Origin of the sequence: Rufibacter radiotolerans, from assembly GCF_001078055.1 — a bacterium.
Classification (GTDB): domain Bacteria; phylum Bacteroidota; class Bacteroidia; order Cytophagales; family Hymenobacteraceae; genus Nibribacter; species Nibribacter radiotolerans.
Genome location: NZ_CP010777.1, coordinates 957,451 through 982,269, shown reverse-complemented (window position 1 = coordinate 982,269; position 24,819 = coordinate 957,451). Strand labels below are relative to the sequence as shown.

Below are 24,819 nucleotides of genomic sequence, written 5' to 3'. Positions count from 1 at the left end.
TGATCGACCACGAGACACAGGCTACTTAACTTACCCACCCATAACCACACCAATTCTGTTTTAAGGTTACTTTTAGGAAACCGGCCTTAAAACGGAACTGCTCGGGGTTAGAGGCAAAACGCCAGTTTTGTTGGAGGTTTACGCAGGAAAGGCGTTGGTTTTCTCCTATCTTTGCACCCCAATCAGGAAAAGCAGTTCTTACGTGGCCCCTTTTATGAGAAACCTTCCCAAGGCTTTCCTGTTAAAGTTTTGGGTGCTCCAAAACCGCCTTTTAGTCATAGAAAATACCCCTCCGAAAAAGAATAAATTTTGGTTCTGTAAATTATGAACTAAAGAAACTTAATTCTACCTTTGCAGCGTTCTTAGGCTAAACAAAGAATAACCAAGTGGCGCAATTATCTGAAGAGCAAAGAAAATTAATTGAGAAAATAGGGATTTTCCACGAGCAGCAGGGCTTTCCGCCCGCTACCGGCCGCATTATGGGCTTGCTGTTTGTCACAGATAGACCTTACCTCTCCTTTGAAGAGATCATTGAGACGCTCAACATAAGTAAGAGTGCCACCAGCAATGCATTGAACATGCTTTTGCAGATGCGCCTGATTGAGTACACCACCTACCCCGGCGACCGCAAACGGTACTTTGGGGCGCTGCTGGAGAACTGGCACCAGGAGGTAGTCAATAAAATGGAGCAGGTACTGTCCTTCAGTAAACTGGTGCGCCAGGCCAATGAGCTTAGAGGTACCTCCAACCCAGAGATGAACAAGCTTATGGAAGAACGCGTGGAGTTCATGGAATACCTCTCCCAGGAGGTTCCCAAACTGATGGAGAACTGGCTGAAGGAAAGAAAGAAGTAATTTTTTTAACGATTTGGTTCTCGTTTAACTGAACCAACTACTTATACACAAACCAATTACCCGTTTACACCGTGAATAAAAAGCATTTCCTACTGAGTCTTCTGCTGGTACTGGTGGCCAGGCTCAGTTATGCACAGACAACGCCCCAAGCCACTATTCTTACGCTTGAGGAGGCAATTACCTTTGCCACTACCAACAACATAAGCATTCAAAAAGGCCAGCTAGATGAAGAAAGCGCCGAGTACAGAATAAAGGAAACCAAAGGCTCTGGCCTACCGCAGGTAAATGGCGTGGGTCAGTTCAACGTGTTCCCGTCCATCCCAACCCAGATCCTTCCAGGAGAGATCATTGGTAAGCCCGGCACCACGGTGCCCGTGCAGTTCGGCACTAAGTATAACACCAACGGCGGGCTGGAACTGTCTCAACTCATCTTCAGCAAGTCTTATTTTGTAGGCCTTGAGGCGGCAGCCACCACCCGTGACCTGTACCGCCTGCGCACGCAAATGAGCAAGGAAGACGTGATCTACAACGTAAGCTCCGCGTACCTGCAGGCCCTGCAAACCAAAGAGCAGTTCAAGACCATTGAGGCCAACTTCAACCGTCTGGTGCAACTGGAGAAGATCCTGACCCTGCAGTACAAGAATGACTTTGTGAAGAAGGTAGACGTGAGCCGCATCACCGTGAGCCGCACCAACCTGGAAAACCAACGGCAAACGCTTCTGGCGGCCTATGAGCAGCAGAAAAACGCGCTTAAGTTCTTTATGGGCATGCCCATGGACCAGGACTTTGAGCTGTCAGAGGCCACTACCCTGGCCAACACGGTGCTTCCGGTGAATGCTAACGCCGGCGAGGTATTTGCTAACCGGGTAGACTACCAGTTGCTGCAGACCCAGAAAAAACTGTACGGCCTTAACATCAAGAACATTAAAGGTCGTGCCTTCCCTACCCTGGCGGGCATTGGCCAATATACCTACCAGGCCCAACGCAATGAGTTCAACTTCTATGACACCAGCAGACCCTGGTTCAACACCTTCGTGCTGGGCCTGCGCCTGAACATTCCCATCTTTGACGGCTTCCAGCGCAAAAATCAGGTAAAACAGGCGCAGATGGAAGAAAGAAAAGTGGAACTGGACATGAAGAACCTGGAACTGGGTACCCAAATGGGCCTGGGCAACGCCATCAAGCAAATAGCCACCAGCCAACTGTCTATCCAGAGCCAGGAGCGTAACGTGAAACTGGCCCAGGAAGTCTACAAAACCACCAATGACCTGTACCGTGAAGGCCTGGCCCCGCTCACAGATCTTCTGGAGGCAGAGGTAAACCTCCGCTCAGCAGAAACCAACCTGAACAGCGAAAGATTAAAATATAAAATAGCCCAGCTGGACTACTTAAAAGCCCGCGGCGAACTACAAACCCTTATCAAATAACACCTACCTGTACATTCTTAAAAAGATGAAAAAACTGATTTATATCGTAGTGGTGCTTGTTCTCATTGGCGCTGTGGCCTATACCCTGAACAAAAACAAAAAAGAGATGACGGAAAAGGCCGCCGTGGCCGAGATCAAAAGTGACGCCATTCCGGTATCGCTTACTGAAGCCAAAGCTGCCAAATTAGACAAGTCCTTTACTGCGCAGGGTAATTTCAAGCCCGTGCAGAGCCTTACCCTCATGGCCGAAACCTCTGGCCAGATCCAGCGCGTGCTTAAGCGCAAAGGAGACAAGGTACGGGCCGGTGAGTTACTGGTACAGGTAGAAAGTAACACCATGAACGCAGACCTGGCCACGGCCCAGGCCAACGCCGAGAAAGCCAAAAGAGACCTGGCCCGTTTTGAGAACCTGGCCGCCGGTGACGCCATTACCAAACGGCAGCTGGAAGACGCCCGCCTGAACGTGAACGTGACCAGAGCCCAGTTAGTGGCTGCCCGCCAGCGCCTGACCAAAACCCGCATTACCGCCCCAATCAGCGGCGAGATCAATGAGATGTACATTGAGGTAGGTTCTTACTTGAGCATGGGTACCAAAATGTATGACATTGTGAACGTAGACCGCCTGAAACTGAACGTGAAGGTGTCTGAGTCTGAAGTGCTGCTGGTAAGAAAAGGCCAGAAAGTGAAAGTGACAGCCAACGCCGGCGGAGGCACTGAATACGAAGGCACCGTGACCGCCATTGGCGCCCAGTCTGATCCTACCTTGAAGTATGACGTGGAGATTGAAGTGAAAAACGCCTCTAACAACAACCTGCGCGCCGGTATGTACGGCACCGCCTCTTTTGAGATTGCTGACCAGCGTGATGCCCTGTTACTGGCCCGTCAGGCCATCGTAGGGAGCATCCAGGACCCTAGCGTGTACGTGGTAAAAAACAACAAGGCCTATCTGCGCAAAGTGAAAGTGGGCACCGTGACCCAGGACCAGGTAGAGATTCTGGAAGGCATTGCCCCCGGCGAGAAAGTAGTGCAGAGCGGCCAGATCAACCTGCGTGAAGGCATTCAGGTGACCGCCCTCTAAGAAACAAGAAGTAAGTAATTTTCTAATTAGTACATCCAGAAAATGAATATAACCAAAGTATCTATACAGCGGTCAACCCTGGTAGTGGTGGTCTTCACCGTACTCACCTTGCTGGGCGTTGTCTCTTATAAAGCGCTTAACTACGAGCTGCTTCCTAAGTTCAGCCCGCCCGTACTCACCATCACTACCCTTTACCCGGGGGCTTCGCCTAATGAGGTAGAAAACTCCGTGACCAAGGAGATTGAAGAGGTTTTGTCTTCTTTGGAGAACGTGAAGGAAATCAAAGGCACCTCGCTGGAGAGTTTCTCTATCATTACCGTGCAATTGAACCAGGGCACCAACGTAGACCAGAGTCTGCAGGACGCCCAGCGCAAGATCAACACGGTGCTGTCACGCCTCCCAGATGATGCAGACACGCCTACCCTTAATAAGTTTGACTTTGACGATTTGCCTATCATTAAGATGGGGGCCACCGCCAACATGCCGGCCACGGAATTCTTTGACCTGATTGAGAACAAGATCAAGCCAGAGCTCTCCCGAGTGCAGGGTATGGCTGCAATCAAGATTCTGGGTGGGCAGGAACGTGAGATAAAGGTGAACGTGAACGCCAGCAAGCTGGAAGCCTACGGCATCTCCATTTTGCAGGTGCAGCAGAAGATCAGAAACTCCAACCTGGATTTCCCTACCGGAAAGATCAAGGACGAAGCCGGTCAGACCCAGATCCGTTTATCGGGTAAATTCCAGGACCTGTCCCAGATCCGGAACCTGGTGATCAAAGAAGACCAAACCGGGATTGTGCGCCTGGGTGATGTGGCCGAGGTGCAGGATACCCAGAAAGACGTGGAAGTGTTGACCCGTATCAACTCTACCTCCTCGGTGGGTATTACCATCCAGAAACAGTCAGACGCCAACGCCGTGGAGGTAAGCCGCCTCACCAGAGAGGCCCTGGCCAAACTGGAGACCACCTATGCAGCCCAGGGCCTGAAATTCAACATCGCCAATGACAGCTCGCTTTTCACCATGGAAGCCGCTGACTCCGTGATGCATGACTTGGTGATAGCCGTAATCTTGGTTGCCGTGGTCATGCTCTTGTTCCTGCACTCATTGCGCAACGCGGTGATTGTAATGATCTCCATCCCGGCCTCCCTGGTGGCTACCTTTATTGTGATGTACCTCTTCGGGTTCTCCTTGAACCTGATGTCCCTGCTGGCTCTTTCATTGGTGGTAGGTATTCTGGTGGATGATGCCATTGTGGTAATTGAGAACATTCACCGCCACATGGAAATGGGTAAAACCCCGGCCCAGGCCGCCTATGACGGTATCCGGGAAATCAGTGCCACGGTTACCTCCATTACCCTGGTAATTGTGGTGGTGTTCGTGCCTATTGCCTTGTCTACCGGTCTGGTGTCTGACATTCTCCGGCAGTTTGCCGTGGTGGTGTCCGTGGCCACCATGATCTCCCTGTTTGTGGCCTTCACCTTAATTCCATTGCTGGCCAGCCGGTTCTCTCGTCTGGAGCACGTGTCTGACCAGAACTTCTTTGGCCGGTTCATCCTGGCTTTTGAGCGCTTACTGGACAGAATCATTGACGGTTTTACCGCCGCCTTGCAGTGGGCCTTCGGTCATAAGTTCATCACGCTGGCCGTGACCTTGTTAATGCTGGTGTCTTCCTTTATGCTGGTGAAGTTTGGCTTTATTGGTTCTGAGTTTATTCCGGCGGGTGACCGCGGGGAGGTGAGCTTACAGCTGGAGTTGCCTAAAAACTCTACCGTGGAGCAAACCAACCTGGCCACCAAACAAGTGGAGCAGTACCTGAAGAGCATTCCGGAAGTGAAACGCGTGTTCACCACGGTGGGCACCACGGCTTCTTCGCAGCAGGGCCAGAACTCGGCCTACAAATCTGAGGTGTCTGTGACGCTGGTAGACGTGAAGGAAAGAACGTTCAGCACGCAGCAGTTCAGCCGTCAGGCCAAAGCCGATATTGAGAGCAAGATCCCGAACGTAGAAGTTTCGCCGGTACCGGTAGGTCTGGTAGGTAACGCCCAGGCCCCTATCCAGGTGGTGCTTTCGGGCCCTAGCCTGGACACCTTGCTGGCCTTCTCGCAGCGCGTGATGGGCGTAGTGGAAGGCGTAAGCGGAACGGTAGACGTGAAAACCTCTGTAGAAGGCGGTAACCCTGAAGTAGAGGTAGTGGTGGACCGGGAGAAAATGGCCAGCGTTGGTCTTTCCCTGGAAAGCGTGGGCGCCGGCATGCAGATGGCCTTTAGCGGTAACACAGACGCCAGTTTCCGTTCCGGTACCGAGGATTATGACATCAACATCCGGTTAGATGAGTTTGACCGCCGCAGCGTGTCAGACATTGGCAACCTTTCTTTTGTGAACAACCAGGGCAGATTGGTACGTCTGTCACAGTTCGCTGACGTGAAGCAGTCTACCGGTCCGTCTCAGTTAGAGCGTACCAACCGCGTAGCCTCGGTGAACGTGAACGCACAGGTAATCGGTCGTCCGTCCGGTTCCGTGGGTGCTGACATCCAGGCCAAAATGGCTGACGTGAAAGTGCCGGCCGGCGTAACTATTGACTATGCCGGTGACCTGAAAAACCAGAGCGAAGGCTTTGGTACCCTGGGTATTGCCTTGCTGGCCTCTATCATCTTTGTGTACCTGATCATGGTAGCGCTGTATGACTCGTATGTGTACCCGCTAGTGGTATTGTTCTCTATTCCGTTAGCTATCATTGGGGCCTTGCTGGCCCTGGCCTTATCGGCGCAGACGTTGAGCATCTTCTCCATTCTGGGGATTATCATGATGATTGGTCTGGTAGCCAAGAACGCGATCATGGTGGTAGACTTTACCAACCAGATGAAGAAAGAAGGCCATGATGTGAAGCATGCCTTGCTGGAAGCCGTGCGCATCCGTTTCCGCCCGATCCTGATGACCACCCTGGCCATGGTGATTGGTATGTTGCCTATTGCCTTAGCCGGCGGCGCCGTGGGTGCCACCAAAAAAGGTCTGGCCTGGGCATTGATTGGGGGTCTTACCTCCTCTATGTTCCTGACCCTGATTGTGGTACCAATTATCTATTATCTGTTTGACCGCATCCTGGCCAAGTTCGGTTTAGATAAACATACAGAGATCATTCTTGTTGATAAGACAGCAGAGGAGCTGGAACGCGAAACCGCTGAACTGGAAGCCAAGAAAGAAGAAATGGGTCACGTAGCCCTGGTATAATAAAACACACCACCTGAATAAGGAATGATTTTAAAGGCGGGCGCATTTTGCGTCCGCTTTTATCTCCTAGAGCATGTTTAAAATTTGCCTTTGGTGCTGTAAGTGGCCATAACAAGAACCTGACTTCGCCCTTTTATCACCTTCGTAGCGCTGCTACGAGGCTTAAAAACGGCTTCCTCAGAACCTTGCTCTTGCCACTTTCGCTTACCAATCCAAAATTTAAACAGGCTCTTCCCCGCTGACCAGGTCAGCACCCTGTTTATTTACTTTTACTTACCAGCATAACACTTTATGGTAACTGCAACAGCACCATCTATCGCGCAGAAGGTGGTCCATATCATCAGCAGAATTAAACGCATCCAACCAAACCGCCTACGGGTCACTTCTCAGTTACACAAAGAACTGGGCTTTGACACCGCCGACGTGGTAGACATTATCCTGGCCCTGGAAAAGCGCTTTAAGATTGTGATCCCAGACGAAGTGCCCCTGAACACAGTGGGTGATTTCGTGGAGTACGTCTCTATCCATTCCAAGAATTAGGAGACGGAAGTTTACCCTTTTAACCCAGAAAGCCCGGCCGGAGAAATCTCTTGCCGGGCTTTCTGCTTTTCTGTTTTAGGCTCGTTTTTGGGAAAACAGGCCTGAAACGGCTCCTTTTTTTGGGTTGGACCAAACCTACTCAGCAAATCCTCTGCCCTTCTTTCCGGTGCATTACCGCTTCCTGGAGAAAACTGCTACTTTAGGGCTGATTTCCAGAAAACGCCTCCTAAACGCATGACCTTCCGCCTTCCCTTTTGCCTGCTATTCTCCTTGGTTTTCCTTCAGGCCTCCTTGGCCAACGCGCAAAAGAAAACCAATGGTACTTTTGAACCCGAGGAACTGGTGAACACCCTTATGGGCACCGACTCCAAACCCGAGCTTTCCAACGGTAACACCTACCCGACCATAGGCGTGCCCTGGGGTATGAACCTCTGGACCCCGCAGACCGGCACCATGGGCCACGGCTGGGCCTACACCTACGCCGCTGATAAAATAAGAGGCTTCAAGCAGACCCACCAGCCCAGTCCCTGGATGAACGACTACGGGCAGTTTGTGATCATGCCCGTCACCGACAAGCTGCGGTTTGACCAGGACGCCCGCGCCAGCTGGTTCTCGCACAAATCCGAGGTCGCCAAACCCTATTACTACAGCGTGTACTTAGCGGATCATGATGTCACCACCGAACTCACCCCTACCGAGCGCGCCGCCCAGTTCCGTTTTACCTTCCCCAAAAATGACAACTCTTTTCTGGTGATTGATGCCCTGGACCGGGGCTCCTACATCAAGGTGATCCCTTCTGAAAACAAAATCATAGGCTACACCACTCGCGCCGCCCGCAGCAACCCCAAGAACTTTAAGAACTACTTTGTCATCTACGTGGACAAGAAATTTTCCCTCGCCCGCACGTTCCGGGGCAAGGCGTTGGTGAAGGATTCCCTGGAACTTACTGCCGCGCACACCGGGGCGGTGATTGGGTTTAAAACCACCAAAGGCGAAAAGGTGCACCTGAAGGTAGCTTCGTCATTCATCAGTTTTGAGCAGGCCGAACTGAACCTGAGCCGTGAGCTGGCGCAGGACGATTTTGAGGCCACCAAACGGAAAGCCAAAGCCCAGTGGAACCAAACCATGAGCCGGATTAAAGTAGAGGGCGGCACTGACGAGCAGCAGCGGACCTTCTATTCTTGCCTCTACCGCACCCTGTTTTTCCCGCACAAGATGTATGAGCTCAACGCCCAGAACCAGGTGGTGCACTACAGCCCCTATACCGGCCAGACGCTGCCGGGATACCGCTTCGCCGGCACCGGCTTCTGGGACACGTTCCGGGCGCTCTACCCGTTTTTGAACCTGATGTACCCCGGCATCAACAAAGAGATGCAGGAAGGCCTCATCAATGATTTCAAGGAAGGCGGTTGGCTGCCGGAGTGGTCCAGCCCCGGCTACGCCGATATCATGGTGGGCAACAACTCCGCCTCGGTAGTGGCCGACGCCTACCTCAAAGGCCTGCGCGGCTATGACATTCAGAAACTGTATGAGGCGCTGGTGCACGGGGCCAACAACGAAGGTCCTATCTCCGCCATCGGCCGCAAGGGCGCCGAGTATTACAAGACCCTGGGCTATGTGCCGTATGACGTGAAGATCAACGAGAACGCCGCCCGCACCCTGGAGTACGCCTATGATGATTTCACCATTTACCAATTGGCCAAAGCCCTGAAAAAACCCCAAGCCGAGATTGACCTCTACGCCAAGCGCAGCCAGAACTACCGCCACCTCTTTGACCCTGCCACCGGCCTCATGCGCGGCAAGAACCAGAACGGCACGTTCCAGGCCCCGTTCAACCCCTTCAAGTGGGGCGATGCCTTCACCGAGGGCAACAGCTGGCATTACTCCTGGAGCGTGTTCCATGACGTGCAGGGCCTGGTGAATCTGATGGGCGGGAAAGAGAACTTCGTCAAAAAACTGGACTCAGTGTTCACCCTGCCGCCGGTCTATGACGAGAGTTACTACGGCAGCGTGATCCATGAGATACGCGAGATGCAGATCGCCAACATGGGGCAGTACGCGCACGGCAACCAGCCCATCCAACACATGATCTACCTCTACAACTATGCCGGCGCCCCCTGGAAAACCCAGTATTGGGCCCGCGAGACCATGAACCGCATGTACAAACCCACCCCAGACGGCTACTGCGGCGACGAGGATAACGGCCAGACCAGCGCCTGGTACGTATTCAGTGCCATGGGCTTCTACCCCGTCTGCCCCGGCACCACCCAATACGTGCTGGGCGCACCCCTCTTTCCTAAGATGACCATCACCTTGGAGAACGGGAAAAAGCTGGTGATAGAAGCGCCTAAGAACAGTGCTGAAAACCTGTATGTGCAGTCGCTTAAGATGAACGGTAAAACCTACGGGAAGAACTTTGTAGACCATTTTGACTTACTCAAAGGCGGCACTTTGAGGTTTGACATGGGACCCGAGCCCAACAAAAAACGGGGCAAGGGGGAAAGTGCTTTCCCTTATTCGTTTTCCAGGCAATAGGCAGCCTAAAGTTTCCCTATCTTCTAAAACAGAAAAAGGCTTTCCTCTTGTGCGAGGAAAGCCTTTTCTGTTTTGGGCCTGTTTTTCAAAAAATAGGCCCAAAACAAGAACCACCAATTAAGGCAATAATCTGATCTCCGCTACAATGGGCAGGTGATCTGAGGCATAGGTTTCCTGAATGACCTGGTGACTGACTACCTTGAACCTGGCGGCGGGAGCGTACCCAATAAAATCAAGGGTTTTGCTGGGGTTGAGGACCGGGAACGTGGGCGCGCAGTCCTTGCAGGTTCTGGTGAAGAGCGCATCCAGGCGCTGGATAGTTTCTGAACCGGGCGTAGCGTTGAAGTCGCCGGCAATGATGAACGGTAGTTTCACGCCGCCTTTTACCTGGGCTATTTTCTCTAGTTGCAGCAGCCGGTTCTGCGGGTTTCCCTTTTCATCCAGGTGCGTGCTGGCAAAGATAAGGCGTTGCTTTTTGGAGATTAGAACGGTGGCGAAAGCCACTACCCGGGGCTCGGCATTTGTGCCTGCAACAGAGGGCAGCGGCACGGCCGAGGCATCTTCCAGCGGAAACCTGGAAAGAATAGCCACCCCATAGTCTCCGCCATCATAGTCCAGCGCTTTCCCGAAGAAATAATGCATGCCCAATTTCTGGGCAATGATCTTGGCCTGGTCTATCCCACCGGAACGGATGGTGTTCACATCTACCTCCTGTAGGGCCACCACATCTGGATTCTGGGCCTTGATCACCGCCACAATGGCGTCCAGGTCAATAAACTTAGGTTTGGAAGGTGGGTTCGCGTGGCGGATGTTGTACGACATCACCTTCAAAGCTACCTCACTTTTTTGCCCTGTTTGGCTCCCGGACTGCGATGGTTGGGTACAAGAAACGGCTACCATTAAAAGGCTGAAGAAGCAAAAGACCCTGAACGCTGGCAGGTGTATAAATTTGAAGGTCATATCCGTCATAAGGGAGGTGGGCAACATAGGTATTTTCGCCGCTAATCCAGTTGGAAGGAGGCAGCGGGAGGCAGGATTTATTTTTCTGTTTTAGGCCTGTTTTTAGAAAAACAGGCCTAAAACAGAAATCAAAAAAGGAGATTCCCCCTTTAGCTGTTTTGCAGAATGGTTTCAATCTGCGCCAATTCATCTGAACTGAACTGAGTATTTTTCATGCCTTTCAAAGAGTCCGCAAGCTGGGCGGGAGAGCTGGCGCCAATCAATACCGAGGTCACGCGCGGGTCTTTCAGCAACCAGGCAAGGGCCATTTGAGCCAGGCTTTGGTTCCGACCTTCCGCTAATTCATTTAGTTTCTTGATCTGGGCAAGTTTCTCTTCCGTGATGTCTTCCTCTTTAAGGAAACCGTGCGCTTTGGCGGCGCGGGACCCTTCGGGGATGCCTTTAAGGTACTTGTTGGTGAGCAGGCCCTGCGCCAGCGGTGAGAACGGAATGCAGCCTACCCCCTCCTTTTCCAGCAAATCCAGCAGGCCGTCTTCTACCCAGCGCACGAACATAGAGTACTTGGGCTGGTGAATCAGACAAGGCGTGCCCAAGTCTTTTAAAATTTGGATGGCGCGGGTAGCCTCCGGCACCTCATAGTTGGAGAGGCCCACGTATAGCGCCTTGCCTTGCCGCACAATCAGGTCCAGGGCTGCCATGGATTCTTCCAGGGGCGTGTTGGGATCTGGGCGGTGGTGGTAGAAAATATCCACATAGTCCAGGTTCATGCGCTTAAGGCTCTGGTCCAGGCTGGAGACCAGGTATTTTTTAGAACCCCACTCGCCGTACGGGCCTTCCCACATTTTGTAGCCGGCCTTGGTAGAAATGATGAGCTCATCGCGGTAGCCCCTGAAATCCTCCAGCAGGATCTTCCCGAAGTTCTCTTCGGCGGAGCCCGGCGGCGGACCGTAGTTGTTGGCCAGGTCAAAGTGCGTGACGCCGGCATCAAAAGCATCATGCAGAATCTGGCGCGAGTTTTCCAGCACATCTACGTGCCCGAAATTGTGCCACAGCCCTAAAGACAGGGCCGGTAATTTTAACCCGCTGTTGCCGCAGCGGCGGTATTCCATCTCACTGTAGCGAGCAGACGAAGGAGTATAAGGCATATGTTGAATTTTAAAAGGGTACTTATTTTCTGGGCTTGGCACTCATGTAAAAGGTGAGTTTCCCGCCTTTTACCATGTCTTTATGATTAAGAAACGGTTGAGTAAGCAGTTTTCCGTTGAGTTCCACCTTCTGCACATACACGTTTTTCTCGCTTTGGTTTCTGGCTTCAATGGTAAAGGACTTTCCGTTCTCCAGTTGGATGGCGGCCTCCTTCACGGCCGGACTGCCCAATGCGTACTGGTCTGAGCCCGGGGCCACGGGGTAAAAACCGAGGGAGCTGAACAGGTACCAGGCGCTCATCTGGCCGCAGTCATCGTTGCCGCCCAGGCCATCTGGCGTGGGGTGGTACTGCTTTTTGAGAATCATGCGCACGCGTTCCTGGGTTTTCCAGGGTTGATCCGTCCAGTTATATAGGTAAGCCACGTGGTGGGCAGGTTCGTTGCCGTGCACGTAGTTGCCAATAATGCCCTCGCGGGTGATGTCCTCGGTGTCTTTGAAAAACTCGTCCGGCAGGTGCATGGTGAAGAGCGAGTCCAGGTGGGGCACAAACTTCTGGTTGCCGCCCATGGCCTGAATCATTTCCTGCGGGGCGTGCGGCACGTAGAGGCTGTAGTTCCAGGCGTTGCCTTCAATGAAGCCCTGGTTGTGGGTGCTGAGCACGTCAAACTCCTTTTTGAAGGTGCCGTCGCTTAGTTTGGGCCGCATGTAGCCAATGCTTTTGTCATACACGTTTTTCCAGTTCTGGGACCGGCGGCTGAACTCCTGGTATACGTCACTGCGGTTCAATTTCTGGGCCACCTGCGCGATGCACCAATCGTCATAGGCGTACTCCAGCGTTTTGGAAACCGAGGAACCGTTCTTGTCTTCGGGCACGAAGCCCAGCTCCATGTAATATTGGAGGCCGTCATAATAGCTTTGGCGTGCGGTGGTTACGCAGGCATCCAGGGCACGGTTGGCGTCTCCCTGGTAAGTGCCCTTGATTATGGCATCGGCAATCACCGACACGCTGTGGTAACCAATCATGCACCAATTCTCATTAGCGTGGTGCGACCACACGGGCAACATCTTGTGGACGCTCTGGTCATAATGCGCCAGCATAGATTCCACCATATCTGCGTTGCGTTTGGGCTGCACAATGTTGAACCAGGGGTGCAGGGCGCGGTAGGTGTCCCAGAGTGAGAAAGTAGTGTAGTTAGTGAAGCCCTTGGCCTGGTGGTTGTTCTGGTCCAACCCGCGGTACTGGCCGTCAACGTCCTGATAGGTGGTGGGGCCCAAAAACGTATGGTAAAGCGCCGTATAGAAGTTGATGTAGTCGTCTTTGGTGGGCAGCACGGCCCGCACCTTGCCCAGCTCCTGATTCCACTGGGCCTGGCTCGCACGCTTTACGCGGTCAAAATCCCAGTGCGGAATCTCGGCGCGCATGTTGGCCAAGGCCCCGGCCGTACTCACCGGCGACAACGCGAATTTCACCTTCAGCTTCTCCCCTTCCTGGGTCTTGAAATCGAAATACGCACGTATCTGCTTGCCGGCTATCTCGGGGAAGTTCTTGCTTTGGTCAAACTTCCGCCAGAAGCCTTTGTACACCTGCGCTTTGCTGTAGTCTTTGTTGCCGAAGCTGGTGAACGGTTTGGAAAAGGACATAGCAAAATACACGGTGCGGGTTCGTGCCCAGCCGTTAGTCTGCCGGTAGCCGGTAATCAAGGTATCATTCTCTATGCGCAGGAAGGTCCAGGTGTTTTTGTCCTCGTAGTTGTAGATGCCGTGCATGAGGTCCAGAATCACGTGAGCCTCTTCAGATTTAGGGAACGTGTACTGGTGCATGCCCACGCGGTTGGTGGCGGTGAGTTCGGCGGTGATGTTATGGTCGTCTAGCTTAACACTGTAGTAGGCAGGCTCGGCGCGCTCGTTGTTATGCGAAAATTTGGAGCGGTAACCGGTCTCGGGTTTGTCTTCGGTGCCGGGGTTCAGTTGCAGCTTGCCGACGGTAGGCATGAGCAGAAAATCGCCTAAATCTGAATGGCCGGTGCCTGAGAAATGCGTGTGGCTGAAGCCCACAATGGTGGGGTCATCATACTGGTAACCGGCGCAATACTTATACACGTCTTTGTTGTACTTGCCGCCCATTTCATACGGAATGGTATCCGTATCTGGCGAGAGTTGTACCATGCCGAATGGCGCTGTAGCCCCCGGGTAGGTATGCCCCATTTTGTGCGTGCCAATCATCGGGTTTACCCACCGCACCAAATCAAACGCCGGCTTTTGCGCGAAGGCGGAAAAACAGCTTAGCAGCAACGAAAGGAAAAACAGCTTTTTCATGGGCTCGGGAGACAAGACACGTTAGGTCAAGGTGACTTAAGCCCCAAAGATAAGAGAGATTTCAGAAGTGGAAAGGGGTTTGCATTTTAGGCCCGTTCTCTAAAAAACGGGCCTAAAACCTGAGTAGGCAGTTAAGAAGGAGTTGGTTTTTACATAGTTTAGTACACTAGGGCGCAAGCGTCCATTTATGTTCGCACGCAGCCTCTGTTGTTCTACTCTTCCTGTTTCTTTCTTTTGTCATCCTGAAAGGACCTTGTGGGCGAACGGCAGTAACATGTAATCTTTGTCATTACCGTTCGCGACCAAAATCCTTCCTATTCCATGGTCTGTCCCCTGACAGGACACTGCCTTCAAGTGAAATTTCGGTCTGTCGGGGGACAGACCGAGGGACTTACAACCTCTTGCTTGTTGGTGACAACACCAACAAGGGCGGCTAGGGTAGCATTTCATCAGACACAGGAAACCAAAATGCGTTTCCCAGCAGAATTACGTCGTTACGGTGTAACGACGCTACACACCTATTCTGTGGCGACGTTACACTTCAACGTTCTACGCATTCCTATTTCTCCTCCTGCTACTTCAGTTTTCGGTTAAACAATTCCAACGTGCGTTCCCAGGCCAATTTGGCTGCGGGCTCATTGTAGCGGGTGGGTGAGGTATTGTTGTTGAAGGCGTGGTTGGCGCCTTCGTAGACAAAGAGTTGGTACTTGATGTTGCTGGCTTTCAGGGCTTGTTCAAAGGCCGGAATGCCGGCGTTTACGCGCTCGTCCAGGCCGCCGTAGTGCAACAGCAGTTCAGCTTTGATCTTGGGCACATCGGCGGCCTCTGGTTGACGGCCGTAGTACGCCACGGCGGCATCCAGGTCAGGGGAATGGATAGCCAGTTGGTTGGCTAGGGCGCCGCCCCAGCAAAAGCCTACGCAGCCGGTTTTGCCGTTTCCGTTTTTGTGTTTCTTCAGGTACTCCAAGCCGTTCAGGAAATTCTGCAGATTTTGTTTCGCGTCTAGCTTGGCGAACAGTTCGCGGGCCTGGTCCTCATTGGTGGGCGTACCCCCAAACGGCGACAGCGCGTCTGGCGCCAGCGCCAGAAAACCGGCCTGCGCCACCCGCATGGCTACGTCTTTGATATGCGGGTTCAAACCCCGGTTCTCATGGATGACCAGCACCGTGCCTAGTTTTTTGCCTTCGGGCCGCGCCTGAAACGCCTTCATGGTCACGCCGTCCGCCCCGGGGTAGGTCACATCTTCGGCTTTGATGTCTTTATCAAACACGGTGGCCGCCTGGGCATAGTTGTTTTCCAGCAAAGGCAGCATGGCCATGGCCAGCGTAAGGCTGCCAGTTAACTTGGCTAACCTGCCCAGAAACTCCTTGCGGGTAAGCGGAGCGTGGGTGTATTCGTCAAAGAGGTTTATGATTCGCTGGTCCATAGTCTTATTTTATAAAGCCAAAGTACTAAACCAAAGCCATAATTCCCATTCTGCCTTTCTACATTTCTTAGCAAGCGGAAGAGTCAAATATTTGCCTTGGCGGTCCTGCAGGAGCGCTGCTTTTCCACTTGCACCAGGTTCATTGCTGCTGTTTTACCAAAAACAGGGATATAACAGAACATCTTGCCCTTTGGGTGGTTTCCTGTAGGTAAGCCTTCTATGGACTCACTTGGCCCGTTCTATCTCCACGCAAACCGTATAAGGAAAAGGCCTTTGGAGTAATTTGCCCATTAGGGCGGAACGCCAGGCCTGGGCCCAGTTGCGGTCATTCTAAGCATTCATGAACCATTTACCAGACACATCACACCTATGAAAGTATTATTTGTATTAACATCCCATGACCAGTTAGGCGATACCGGCAAGAAAACCGGCTTCTGGATTGAAGAATTCGCGGCACCGTACTATGTGATGGCAGATGCGGGGGTAGACGTTACCCTGGCCTCGCCTAAAGGCGGACAACCACCAATTGACCCCAAAAGCTCAGAGCCAGATGCCCAGACCGACGCCACCAAACGGTTTAATGAAGACAAGGCCCTGCAGGAAAAACTGGCCCACACGCATAAATTAAGCGAGGTGAAAGCCGAGGACTATGACGCCGTTTTCTACCCCGGCGGCCACGGCCCGCTCTGGGACCTGACCACTGACCGCGACTCTATCTCTTTGATTGAGGCCTTCTCAAAGCAAAACAAACCTGTAGCCGCCGTCTGCCATGGACCGGCCGTGCTCACCCATGCCAAAGGCGCCAACGGCGAGCCGCTGGTGAAAGGCAAGAAGGTAACCGGCTTCACCAATACAGAAGAAGAAGCCGTGCAACTCACCAACGTGGTGCCTTTCCTGCTAGAAGATAAACTGAAGGAACTGGGCGGCGTCTATTCCAAAGGCCCGGATTGGGGCTCTTATATTGTAAAAGACGGGCTGCTGCTCACTGGCCAAAACCCCGGCTCCTCTGAGGAAGCCGCGCATGAACTGCTCAAGATGCTGAAGTAAATTTTAGCCCTTAATACAGAGAAGCCTGGTCTAATAATAGGCCAGGCTTCTCTTTTTTATAGCATTTTGGTTTTGCGGCTCTCGCCGCACTGAAGTTGAAAACTTCAGATGAATAGCAGGTCCAAGTTGAAAACTTGAACCAGGCAAAGTGGGCAAGTTGATGGCAGCGTTTTGAGGCCATTTTCCTGAAAACAGGCTCAAAACATCTTACCATCACTTTCTACTCACTAACAACTAAACACTAATCACAATCTTCCCGGTGGTGTGGTGGGTGGCTATCTGTTGGAGGGCTTCTGCGGTTTGGTCCAGGGAATAAGTGCCACTAACGTGTACTTTCAGTTTTCCGGCCTCGGCTAGGTCCTGCAGGATTTCCAGTTGGGCGGCGTTGGGCTCCACGAACACGTATTTAAAGTGGATGTTTTTGTCCAGACCTTCACCCTGGTGCAGGATGGAGACCAGGGTTCCGTTTGGTTTAAGCGCGGACAGGCTTTGTTGCAGGGTGTCGCCGCTGGCACAGTCAAAGATCAGGTCCACGCCTTGGGGGAAGAGTTGTTTTACGGCCTCACCGATGTTGGTGCCGGTATAATCAATGGTGTGGTTGGCGCCCAGCTCTTTCATAAAGGCGTGGTTTTTCTGGCTGGCTACCCCAATGACCGTGGCGCCTTTTTCCTTGGCCAACTGAATGCCCAAACTTCCCACGCCGCCCGAGGCACCCAATATTAGAACCGTTTGTCCCGACTGCAGATTGCCGGCGTCATACAAAGATTGGTACGCCGTTAGGCCCACCAAAGGGATGCCGGCCGCTTCTTCAAATGAAATGCCTTTGGGTTTGTGCGCCAGATAGCTCTCCGGGATTACGATGTACTCGGCGAAGGTGCCCCATTGCACGGTGGGCCGGCGGGCGTAGGCGTACACCTCGTCGCCTACCTGAAAACGGCGCGCCGAAAAGCCCCGCTCTTCCACCACCCCGGCCATATCCCAGCCCGGAATGGCCGGGAACCCCATGGGCAGGAATTGACTTAAGTACCCTGCCAGTACGGCGTTGTCTACCGGGTTTACCCCGGCAGCCTTCAGGCGTACCAAAACCTCGCCTTCGCCCACTTCCGGAATCTCTATATTTCCTACGGTGATTTTATCTGTCCCGCCAAACTCCTTATAGTAAGCGGCTTTCATTTGCTTTGCCATGGTTAACTTCCTTTTAAATGTAGAAACATCGAATTCCTATTTTACTCTTTTGGCCAGAAGAAGTTCCTTTTGATATTGGCGGTTTGCTTAGTGGGCATCTAAAAGAAATAGTCTGTTTTTAAGCCGATCTTGTAAAAAGAAAAGAGAAACCCAAGCCAGTTTTCCTAAACCCGCGCCCTTGGTAGTCCGTTCTGTTTAGTACCTTTACCCCATCATAACTAGCCCCAACCGCCCCATTCGCGACGCCTTACCGGTGACCGCGGGGCCCAACAGCAGGAGATTGTATGAGTACGCAGATAGAATCATTAGAACCCAAAGCCCTCTGGCAAAATTTCGCGGCGCTCAACGCCGTTCCCCGTCCGTCTAAAAAAGAAGAGCGGGTTATCAAGTTCATCCAGGACTTCGGCAACAGCCAGGGCTTTGACACCATCACCGACGAGGTAGGCAATGTGATCATCCGGAAACCGGCCACCCCGGGCATGGAAGACCGCCAGACCGTAGTGCTGCAAAGCCACCTGGACATGGTGCACCAGAAAAACGCCGACACCGATTTTGACTTCCTGAGCCAGGGCATTGACATGTACGTAGACGGCGACTGGGTAAAGGCCAAAGGCACTACCCTGGGCGCCGACAACGGCATTGGCGTGGCCACCATGATGGCTTTGCTTGTCTCTAAAGACATTGCCCACCCGCCGCTGGAATGCCTCTTCACCATTGACGAGGAAACCGGCATGACCGGCGCCATGGGCCTGAATGGCGGACTGCTCAAAGGCACCATCATGCTCAACCTGGACACCGAAGATGACCGCGAGCTCACCATTGGTTGCGCTGGCGGCATTGACGTAACGGCCACCGGTTCTTACAATGAGGAAACCATTCCCTTTGACTATACCGCCTACCGGGTAAGCCTCACGGGCCTCACCGGCGGGCACTCAGGTATGGACATTCATGTGGGTCGGGCCAACGCCAACAAACTCATGAACCGCATCCTGTTTCAGGCCGCTGATAAATTCAATGCGCGCGTGCACAGCATTGACGGCGGAAGCCTGCGCAACGCCATCCCCAGGGAGTCGTTCGCGGAGATTGCCGTGCCGGAAGCCAGAGCCGAAATCTTTCTGGAATTCCTGGCCAAACAAACCGAGATCCTGAAAGGCGAATATTCCATCACCGACCCCAACCTGCAACTTCAGGCAGAGCACATTGACCTACCCGAAGCGGCAATTTCCTATGATTTCCAAAGCCAGTTGCTACGGGTGTTGTATGCCTGCCCCAACGGCATTCACCGCATGAGTCCGGCCATTGCCGGTCTGGTGCAGACGTCTAATAACCTGGCCCGCGTAGAGGTAAAAGACGGAACGTATTCTATCCAGTGCCTGACCCGCTCCTCGGTAGATTCAGAGAAAATGGACCTGGCCCAGGCCATCCAGAGTACCTTTGAACTGGCCGGCGCCGGCGTAACTTTGAAAGGCTCTTACCCCGGCTGGACACCCAAACCAGACAGCGCCATTGTGCAGACCATGAGTCGCATTTACAGTGAGCTGTTCCACGAAGCCCCGCACGTAAATGCCTGCCACGCCGGCCTTGAGTGCGGCATTCTGGGTACCCACTACCCCAACATGGAAATGATCTCCTTCGGGCCTACCATCACCGGCGCCCACTCCCCAGACGAGAAAGTGCAGATCAGCTCCGTGCAGAAATACTGGGGCTTTTTGCTGGAGACCTTGAAACAGATACCAAAGGCGCAGACAGCTGTTTTGGGGCAGTTTTTCAGAAAACAGGCTTAAAACGGTAAATCCTGTGAGGCTTTGTAAACCTCACAGGTTTGATCTTCCATTGATAATCTGGCGCGAGACTATTGTCTCGTGAAAAAGGATGAAATGAGTCTGCAGACTCACCGGGAACCACAAGGGGAAATGTATAGGATCAGTAAAGCGCAGGTTCACTGCATTGCAATGAGGGTAGTCCGGAGACTACCCATTATCCCAAGTCACGAGTCTGAAGACTCGCGCCAGTGGATTTTCTCCTAATTCCCTCTCCTATGTAAACACCCCCCTTCGCCCCCCTCAAGGGGGGAGTCTGCTTTGTAGTAAGAGGTAAAGCGTTTTGGGCCTATTTCCCGGAAAACGTGCTCGAAACAACCATACCCATTTCACCGTGCTGTTCGGGATTTGTAATCCCGAATAAAGGAAAAGCGGATTTGCAATCCGCCGGGAACCAAGAACAAAGTCGCAACCGCTGGGGATTGCAAATCCCCCCTTTCGGTATTTCCGGATTGCAAATCCGGAAGAGCTCAACTGTCATTCCCCGATTCCAGTCTTTACTCTGAGCGCCTCGCTTGTGGCCCTAGACAGACCCTTGCTAAGAGCAGAAGGCAAAGGTAGGCCGCAAGGGCAGTGCGAGGGGAAAGACGGGGCCCCGCGGCCGTGAGCGCTCGGAGGGCGAAGATGAAACAACCAAAGCATAAGGACTCAGGCGACAGCGGCTGCTAGGCCAGCAAAAGCGGAAAAAGAAATTCAGAAAAACATAAACTCAGCTTACCCCTCATCTTCCATGTCACATTCAGAAAAGCCTCAAGTCCCGCAAATCACCCCTAAGACGGAGTCTTCCCTCTCTCAGCTCCAGGCGCAATTCAATGCCAGCATCCAGACCATAGATGAGTTGAAGGCGCAGGTGGCGGAACAGGCGAAGATTATGGACCAGGCGCGGGTGCGGGTGCAGAAAGAGGTGCAGCCATTGGTGCGGGAAATGGTGGCCCGGCGCGTAGTCCTGGTGCATTTCCTGGACCAGGCACACCAGGAGCAGGACCTATCGCGGTTGGAGCAGGAAAACCTTTCGGCCTTTATCAAGGACCAGGCCCACACGCTGGTGCACCACTATGAGGCCGAGGAACTGACCGAGGTGCTGCAACGCTATGAAACCCCGGCATCGCCGCAGGCGCCCTCCCAACCCCAGGGTACCAAAGCAGAGACCCAGCAGCTGCTCAAGAATGTTCTAGGCGTGGACTTCAACCCCGAGGACCTCTCAGACCTGGCCGCGTTCCAGGCCCGCCTAGACCAGCAGATGCAGGAAGAACAGGACAAGCGCGAAGCCCAGCGTACCAACCGCCAAAAGGCCACGGCCCAGAAAACCCAGGAAGCCAAGGTGAAGGTTGAGTTGCAGAGCATCAGCAAGGCCAGCCGCCGCCTGTACACCACCCTGGCCAAACTCCTGCACCCCGATAAGGAAATGGACCCTACTGCCCGCATCTGGAAAGAGGAAGCCATCAAGAAAGTGACCATTGCCTACAACCAGGACGATTTCTTTGAGCTGCTGCGGCTGCAGATGGAATTCATGCATGAGCAGGAACAGCTGTTGCAGGCCGTACCAGAAGAACAATTGAGTTACTACGTGCGCCTGCTCACCGAGCAGATCCAGGAACTGGAGGAGAAACGGAGCAGCTACTTTATGGGGCCAGAGGCGCAGTTAATGCGCGAATTTGGGGGCACACCCAAACAGATGGATGCCAAGTTCAGGAGCGCCAAGAAAGGCCTAAAAGAGGAAATAAGGCAGATAGAGTACGCCCTACAGGATTTTGACGACCCAAGGGCCTTGCGCGAATTTTTAAAAAACCTGAAATAGTCTTCATACCCAACCTAATTATTCTGATAATCAATATGTTATACTAAATAATAGCACAGTACTTTACCGCTGATATGGACCACGGCAAAAATTATTGACTATTTTTTAAAAAACGGAGTGTTTCTGGTTCAACCCTGCGCTGCGGTAGTGCGTACATTGGGCATACATTAACCTAACCGTTTACTAAGATGGACACTCACGAAGGAGAATATAGAGCCCGCGGCAACTGGAATGAAGTCAAAGGCAAAATGAAGATGGCCTATGGTGACCTCACCGATGACGATCTGACCTACGAAGAAGGACAGGAAGACAAATGGCTGGGAAAACTTCAGCAAAAAATAGGCAAAACTTCGTCTGAAATCAAAGACTGGTTACGGTCCCTATAGAAGATAAGCGTTAATTTCAAGTACAGTAAATCCCCGCTCAGCCTGTTCGGTAGAGGGGGATTTCTGTTTTATAGCCTTTTTAGTTTAGGCACTTCCCCTCTTTAAAAGCCAACGCGCTTCTGGGCCGCTTACAGAATAGTTAATACATTTTCTGGGGGGCGCGCAATCACGGCTTTGTCGCCGTTGACCACTATGGGCCGCTCTATGAGAATGGGGTTCTCTACCAACACGTCTAGCCATTGGTCCTGGGTGAGGTGCTGGCCGGCGTACACTTCTTTGTATAGCTTCTCCCCTTTCCTGATTATGTCTTCGGGGCCCAACTGTAATTTGCCCAGCAACGCCTTTAGTTCTTCTTTGGTGAGCGGCTCTACCAGGTATTGCACCACCTGCATGGGTAGGCCGGCCTGTTCCAGAATAGTCAGCACTTCGCGGCTTTTGCTGCAGCGGTTGTTATGGTAAATAGTGATCATATGGGTTTGGCTTAGGCCCGAAAGGTACGCATTATCAGGCGTAGGCGACGGTACTTATTGGGCTTAAAAAATAAAACAGGCGTTCCTTCTTGCGGCCGTAAAAATACTCGCCTTTCCAATGTACATATTCTTTTAAAACCAGTATAACTACTGAAAGAACCCAAAGATGGGCTTTGCCTCTCCTTTTTGTACCTATAAAGTTCTATTCCATATCCCCTTCCTATTCTATATATCATGTAATATTTTATTCACCTACTACATCCATAAAGCCATGAATCTTATCCCCGTTCCTTTGGCAATCAACCGGTTCTATGAGATAGTACTTTACCCACAAGCCGGCATTTTAGGGCTAGCCTGGCAGCAACCACCCAGCCCCTCTGAATACCAGCGAGGAACGGCCGCCTTGCTGGAGGCCGTGCACCAGCACCACGCCAAGAAGCTCCTCTCTGACAATAGCCGTCGCGGCAACCCCATGCCCCAGGACCTGGTATGGATGACCCATGAGGTAGTACCTTTTCTCTGTGACCAAGCTGTTCAGCAACTAGCCTTGGTTGTCCCCGAAGACCCATCTCATGCCCGAAACCTGGAGGGGAGCCTTATGACTTCTAAGGCCTGCTATGAACTCCAATTCTTCCAATGCCACCAAGAGGCCCTGGCCTGGCTTTCCAGTTCTTCAGGTGAAGTTCAGGAGTAGTTGGTTAAAGGGTTTTGTTTCGCTTTAGAGCGATAAGGAGGAAGGGTTAGGAATACGAATTTGCTTTCGCCTTGGAAGGACGGTTTATCTATGGTTTCATAGGCTGAGTTGTTTCATCTCTTCCCTCCGAGCGCTCACGGCCGCGAGGCCCCGCCTTCCGCCCTCGCGCTGTGCCCTCTCGCCTGGCCCCGCAGGGCCTGCCGCTCCCGCGGCACCGGGTCGAGTGCTAGGCGCTCAGACGAAAGGCTGGAAAAGGGGAATGCGTGAGGAAATGCGTGAAAGATTGCGATGCTGTGTTTTAAGCACGTTTTCCGGAAAACAGCCCCAAAACGTAATACCGCTTCTTCACCGCAGACTCTCCCCTTGAGGATTGCCCAAACGAGAGTTTGGGGCAGCGAGCGCAGCTCTGCAGAGGGGTGTTTACACTGGAGAGCTATCATGATTATTCTGATCTGCCATCCGCCCCCCTTGCCATTCAAAGATACCGCCGCCGGGGATTACAAATCATCCTTTCGGAACTTCTGGATTGCAAATCCGGAAGAGCGGTCTCGGTTGCTTCCTTCCTGTAGGCCTAATATCGCCCGCCGTTGTTGGCGTTCTCACCAACAACCACTACTGCCACCAACCACCGCTTGGATCCGCGTATATCGTCCCCCTTTGAAAGGGGACGGGGGATGATGCACTCTTGCTGACCAACCCATTTCCAGCCCATTTTCCGCAAAACACCCCTAAAACGCCTATTCCTTCCTGCCCCTACATCACTCCTCCTCCCCTTTTTTAGCTACCTTATTTTCTGGAAAGCGGCCGGCCATCTGCCGGTCTACCATCCAGTGGGGATAGCCTTTCTCGTGTTGGCTGGCGGTGTTGATCTGTTTTATATCCTGGGGCGTGAGCGTGAGGGTGGTAGAGTGCAGGTTGGATTGGAGTTGGTCTAGGCGCTTGGCGCCAATAATGGTGCTGGTGACGCCGGGTTGCTGGCGAACCCAGGCCAGGGTGACTTCGGCGGCGGAGACCCGGTACTGCTTGCCTATCTCTACCAGAACGTCAATGAGGTCATAGGCTTTCTCTTTGTCAATAACCGGAAAATCAAAGGTGTCTCTCCTGCTCTGTCCGCCGGTAGTGGTCTGGTCGCGGGTGAACTTGCCGGACAGGAAACCGCCGGCCAATGGACTCCAGGGCATCATGGCCAGGTTCTGGTCCAAGGCCAGGGGCAGAAGGTCACGTTCGGCATCCCGGTTAGCGGGGGTATAGAAATACTGCATGGCTTTGAAACTATGCCAGCCATGTTGACGGGCAATACCCAGGGCTTTCATGACCATCCAGGCGGGCCAGTTACAAACCCCCACGTAGCGCACCTTCCCGGTCATGACCACGTCATGCAGGGTTTGCACAATCTGCTCCACTGAGGTAGCCTCATCTACGCCATGCACATACAGCAGGTCAATGTGGTCTAGTTGCAGGCGCTGCAGGCTGGCGTCTACGCTCTGGAACACGTGGTACCTGGACAAGCCTTGCCGGTTCACGCCTTCGCCCATTTTGCCGCGCACTTTGGTGGCAATGAACAGGTCATCGCGGTTCAGGCCTACCTGCCGAATACCTTCGCCCACCAGCTGCTCACTCTGCCCGAACGAGTACACGTTGGCGGTGTCTATGAAATTGATGCCGGCATCTGCAGAGGTTTTGAGCAGTTGCTTTACCTCATCTTGCTGCAACTGGCCAATCTGGGCCCAGATTCCCGCGTTATCGCCGCCGCCAAATGTCATGGCGCCCAGGCACAGTTCAGAGACCAGCACCCCGGTGTCGCCTAAAAGATTGTAGTTCATGGAGAATTGAAGTTTAGACTTTCCTATTATCCGTAAAACGGATTTAAAGGAATTGGGATGAACCCACCAGGAAATTTGGGGTATGG

Annotated in this window: 18 protein-coding genes; 11 read left to right on the top strand and 7 right to left on the bottom strand. The window is 52.8% G+C overall.

Annotated elements, in window-relative coordinates; translation table 11 throughout:
- The first annotated feature begins 386 nt into the window (after nt 1-386).
- From TH63_RS04205 to TH63_RS04180, 6 genes are all read left to right on the top strand, one after another.
- A complete protein-coding gene (locus TH63_RS04205) occupies nt 387-854 on the top strand; it encodes a GbsR/MarR family transcriptional regulator (protein ID WP_048919842.1) in 468 nt (155 codons plus the stop codon).
- 71 nt (nt 855-925) lie between these two features.
- Nucleotides 926-2,281 carry a TolC family protein gene (locus TH63_RS04200; RefSeq protein WP_231583544.1) on the top strand — a complete coding sequence of 452 codons (1,356 nt, stop codon included), beginning with the start codon at nt 926-928 and terminating at the stop codon, nt 2,279-2,281.
- Nucleotides 2,282-2,306: 25 nt separating this feature from the next.
- A complete protein-coding gene (locus TH63_RS04195; protein WP_048919841.1) occupies nt 2,307-3,359 on the top strand; it encodes an efflux RND transporter periplasmic adaptor subunit in 1,053 nt (350 codons plus the stop codon).
- Nucleotides 3,360-3,401: 42 nt separating this feature from the next.
- Nucleotides 3,402-6,587, top strand: coding sequence for an efflux RND transporter permease subunit (locus TH63_RS04190; RefSeq protein ID WP_048919840.1), 3,186 nt, complete (start codon nt 3,402-3,404; stop codon nt 6,585-6,587).
- Between the two features lie 291 nt (nt 6,588-6,878).
- Nucleotides 6,879-7,127, top strand: coding sequence for an acyl carrier protein (locus TH63_RS04185; protein ID WP_048919839.1), 249 nt, complete (start codon nt 6,879-6,881; stop codon nt 7,125-7,127).
- A 234-nt stretch (nt 7,128-7,361) separates the two neighbouring features.
- A complete protein-coding gene (locus TH63_RS04180; RefSeq protein WP_048919838.1) occupies nt 7,362-9,662 on the top strand; it encodes a GH92 family glycosyl hydrolase in 2,301 nt (766 codons plus the stop codon).
- 117 nt (nt 9,663-9,779) lie between these two features.
- On the opposite strand, the gene TH63_RS04175 is transcribed toward TH63_RS04180, so the two are convergent.
- From TH63_RS04175 to TH63_RS04155, 4 genes are all read right to left on the bottom strand, one after another.
- A complete protein-coding gene (locus tag TH63_RS04175; protein ID WP_048919837.1) occupies nt 9,780-10,484 on the bottom strand; it encodes an endonuclease/exonuclease/phosphatase family protein in 705 nt (234 codons plus the stop codon).
- A 287-nt stretch (nt 10,485-10,771) separates the two neighbouring features.
- Nucleotides 10,772-11,767, bottom strand: a complete 996-nt coding sequence (gene mgrA, locus TH63_RS04165; RefSeq protein ID WP_048919835.1) for an L-glyceraldehyde 3-phosphate reductase — start codon at nt 11,765-11,767, stop codon at nt 10,772-10,774.
- Nucleotides 11,768-11,789: 22 nt separating this feature from the next.
- Nucleotides 11,790-14,084, bottom strand: a complete 2,295-nt coding sequence (locus TH63_RS04160; protein ID WP_048919834.1) for a GH92 family glycosyl hydrolase — start codon at nt 14,082-14,084, stop codon at nt 11,790-11,792.
- A gap of 574 nt (nt 14,085-14,658) precedes the next feature.
- The gene (locus TH63_RS04155) at nt 14,659-15,510 is read right to left on the bottom strand and encodes a dienelactone hydrolase family protein (RefSeq protein WP_048919833.1); all 852 of its coding nucleotides are present in this window, start codon (nt 15,508-15,510) and stop codon (nt 14,659-14,661) included.
- Nucleotides 15,511-15,879: 369 nt separating this feature from the next.
- On the opposite strand from TH63_RS04155, the gene TH63_RS04150 reads away from it, so the two are divergent.
- Complete coding sequence (locus tag TH63_RS04150) at nt 15,880-16,557, top strand: type 1 glutamine amidotransferase domain-containing protein (protein ID WP_048919832.1); 678 nt, start codon at nt 15,880-15,882, stop codon at nt 16,555-16,557.
- Nucleotides 16,558-16,791: 234 nt separating this feature from the next.
- Here the strand turns inward: TH63_RS04150 and TH63_RS04145 are convergent, their stop codons facing one another.
- Complete coding sequence (locus TH63_RS04145; RefSeq protein ID WP_048919831.1) at nt 16,792-17,742, bottom strand: NADP-dependent oxidoreductase; 951 nt, start codon at nt 17,740-17,742, stop codon at nt 16,792-16,794.
- 284 nt (nt 17,743-18,026) lie between these two features.
- Here TH63_RS04145 and TH63_RS04140 point away from each other — a divergent pair, with 284 nt between their 5' ends.
- The 3 genes from TH63_RS04140 to TH63_RS04130 all read left to right on the top strand — a co-directional run bounded on the left by TH63_RS04140 (nt 18,027) and on the right by TH63_RS04130 (nt 21,746).
- Complete coding sequence (locus TH63_RS04140; protein ID WP_048919830.1) at nt 18,027-19,526, top strand: aminoacyl-histidine dipeptidase; 1,500 nt, start codon at nt 18,027-18,029, stop codon at nt 19,524-19,526.
- Nucleotides 19,527-20,292: 766 nt separating this feature from the next.
- Nucleotides 20,293-21,360 carry a hypothetical protein gene (locus tag TH63_RS04135; RefSeq protein ID WP_048919829.1) on the top strand — a complete coding sequence of 356 codons (1,068 nt, stop codon included), beginning with the start codon at nt 20,293-20,295 and terminating at the stop codon, nt 21,358-21,360.
- 188 nt (nt 21,361-21,548) lie between these two features.
- Nucleotides 21,549-21,746, top strand: coding sequence for a CsbD family protein (locus TH63_RS04130; RefSeq protein WP_048919828.1), 198 nt, complete (start codon nt 21,549-21,551; stop codon nt 21,744-21,746).
- A gap of 128 nt (nt 21,747-21,874) precedes the next feature.
- Here TH63_RS04130 and arsC read toward each other — a convergent pair whose 3' ends face one another.
- Nucleotides 21,875-22,216: an arsenate reductase (glutaredoxin) gene (arsC, locus tag TH63_RS04125; RefSeq protein ID WP_048919827.1), complete on the bottom strand. Its 342-nt coding sequence runs from the start codon at nt 22,214-22,216 to the stop codon at nt 21,875-21,877.
- Nucleotides 22,217-22,487: 271 nt separating this feature from the next.
- Between arsC and TH63_RS04120 the strand changes: the two genes are divergently transcribed.
- A complete protein-coding gene (locus tag TH63_RS04120; protein ID WP_156180366.1) occupies nt 22,488-22,910 on the top strand; it encodes a hypothetical protein in 423 nt (140 codons plus the stop codon).
- 758 nt (nt 22,911-23,668) lie between these two features.
- On the opposite strand, the gene TH63_RS04115 is transcribed toward TH63_RS04120, so the two are convergent.
- A complete protein-coding gene (locus TH63_RS04115; protein ID WP_048919825.1) occupies nt 23,669-24,733 on the bottom strand; it encodes an aldo/keto reductase in 1,065 nt (354 codons plus the stop codon).
- Nucleotides 24,734-24,819: the final 86 nt, after the last annotated feature.

Coding starts and splice junctions, on each gene's coding strand:
- TH63_RS04195 (WP_048919841.1), top strand. CDS start 2,307: ATGAAAAAACTGATTTATATCGTAGTGGTGCTTGTTCTCATTGGCGCT.
- TH63_RS04190 (WP_048919840.1), top strand. CDS start 3,402: ATGAATATAACCAAAGTATCTATACAGCGGTCAACCCTGGTAGTGGTG.
- TH63_RS04185 (WP_048919839.1), top strand. CDS start 6,879: ATGGTAACTGCAACAGCACCATCTATCGCGCAGAAGGTGGTCCATATC.
- TH63_RS04180 (WP_048919838.1), top strand. CDS start 7,362: ATGACCTTCCGCCTTCCCTTTTGCCTGCTATTCTCCTTGGTTTTCCTT.
- TH63_RS04175 (WP_048919837.1), bottom strand. CDS start 10,484: ATGTCGTACAACATCCGCCACGCGAACCCACCTTCCAAACCTAAGTTT.
- mgrA (WP_048919835.1), bottom strand. CDS start 11,767: ATGCCTTATACTCCTTCGTCTGCTCGCTACAGTGAGATGGAATACCGC.
- TH63_RS04160 (WP_048919834.1), bottom strand. CDS start 14,084: ATGAAAAAGCTGTTTTTCCTTTCGTTGCTGCTAAGCTGTTTTTCCGCC.
- TH63_RS04155 (WP_048919833.1), bottom strand. CDS start 15,510: ATGGACCAGCGAATCATAAACCTCTTTGACGAATACACCCACGCTCCG.
- TH63_RS04150 (WP_048919832.1), top strand. CDS start 15,880: ATGAAAGTATTATTTGTATTAACATCCCATGACCAGTTAGGCGATACC.
- TH63_RS04145 (WP_048919831.1), bottom strand. CDS start 17,742: ATGGCAAAGCAAATGAAAGCCGCTTACTATAAGGAGTTTGGCGGGACA.
- TH63_RS04140 (WP_048919830.1), top strand. CDS start 18,027: ATGAGTACGCAGATAGAATCATTAGAACCCAAAGCCCTCTGGCAAAAT.
- TH63_RS04135 (WP_048919829.1), top strand. CDS start 20,293: ATGTCACATTCAGAAAAGCCTCAAGTCCCGCAAATCACCCCTAAGACG.
- TH63_RS04130 (WP_048919828.1), top strand. CDS start 21,549: ATGGACACTCACGAAGGAGAATATAGAGCCCGCGGCAACTGGAATGAA.
- arsC (WP_048919827.1), bottom strand. CDS start 22,216: ATGATCACTATTTACCATAACAACCGCTGCAGCAAAAGCCGCGAAGTG.
- TH63_RS04120 (WP_156180366.1), top strand. CDS start 22,488: ATGAATCTTATCCCCGTTCCTTTGGCAATCAACCGGTTCTATGAGATA.
- TH63_RS04115 (WP_048919825.1), bottom strand. CDS start 24,733: ATGAACTACAATCTTTTAGGCGACACCGGGGTGCTGGTCTCTGAACTG.